This window comes from Vibrio sp. 10N.222.48.A3 (assembly GCF_041475345.1).
In the GTDB taxonomy this organism is placed as follows: Bacteria; Pseudomonadota; Gammaproteobacteria; order Enterobacterales; family Vibrionaceae; genus Vibrio; species Vibrio tasmaniensis_A.
This window is the reverse complement of sequence record NZ_JBFRVX010001703.1, coordinates 1-743: the sequence shown is the minus strand read 5'-3', so window position 1 is coordinate 743 and position 743 is coordinate 1. Positions and strand designations below refer to the sequence as shown.

The 743-nt window shown below is 39.2% G+C and carries 1 protein-coding gene and 1 pseudogene; both read left to right on the top strand.

What is annotated here, in order from left to right; translation table 11 throughout:
* Positions 1 to 219 precede the first annotated feature (219 nt).
* Complete coding sequence (locus AB4653_RS28505) at positions 220 to 591, top strand: DUF3319 domain-containing protein (protein WP_029222765.1); 372 nt, start codon at positions 220 to 222, stop codon at positions 589 to 591.
* A 4-nt stretch (positions 592 to 595) separates the two neighbouring features.
* Positions 596 to 743: pseudogene (locus tag AB4653_RS28500) on the top strand (stress response translation initiation inhibitor YciH); the annotation flags it as partial.

Below are 743 nucleotides of genomic sequence, written 5' to 3'. Positions count from 1 at the left end.
CGAGAGTACTGATATCCTGTTAACTCATCTATAATTTCAATTGTCGCGTGGCTGTTTAATTTTTCAACAAATGAATTAATTATCACAGAGTCCGATAAATTAGGGACTTTTTTTCTCAAATTACCGTACCTCAACAGGTGTTTTTGCCATATTATGCTTGATATCATTAGAAGTATACTTATGATTAACGTAATGAAAACAAAACGATGATCAATGGATATGGCAAATTCAGTTTACCGAGGCGTTCCTCTACAATCAGCGGATGCAAACAACACCGTTTGGCGTGCCAAGCTAAAAAACAACATTATTCAAGGCAATTTACCTGCTGTGAAAAAGAGTATTGATTGGTGGATTGATACTGCGACCCTTATTGACCCGAAAGAATTCACAGCGTTAAACAAGTCGAGAGCGTCTGGTGGTGGCTTAGCTGAAAACTTCCATGGTTACCAAATTAAAAATGATAGCGGTGAGCCTAACGCTTGGTATTGCATGTTTAACGGGCGCCTAATTAAAGGTGGCAAGATTGCAATCCAGCGTCATATAGAGGCTTTCTTACTCGCAAAACAAAAAGCAGCACAGCAAAAGAAGTAAAATTATGAGCCTAGTATATTCAACTGAAACAGGTCGTATTAAACCTGAAGAAGAGAAAGTCCAGCGCCCTAAAGGTGATGGTATTGTTCGAATCCAAAAAGAAACCAAAGGCCGTAAAGGCAAAGGCGTTTCTATCGTAACAGGCTTAGACC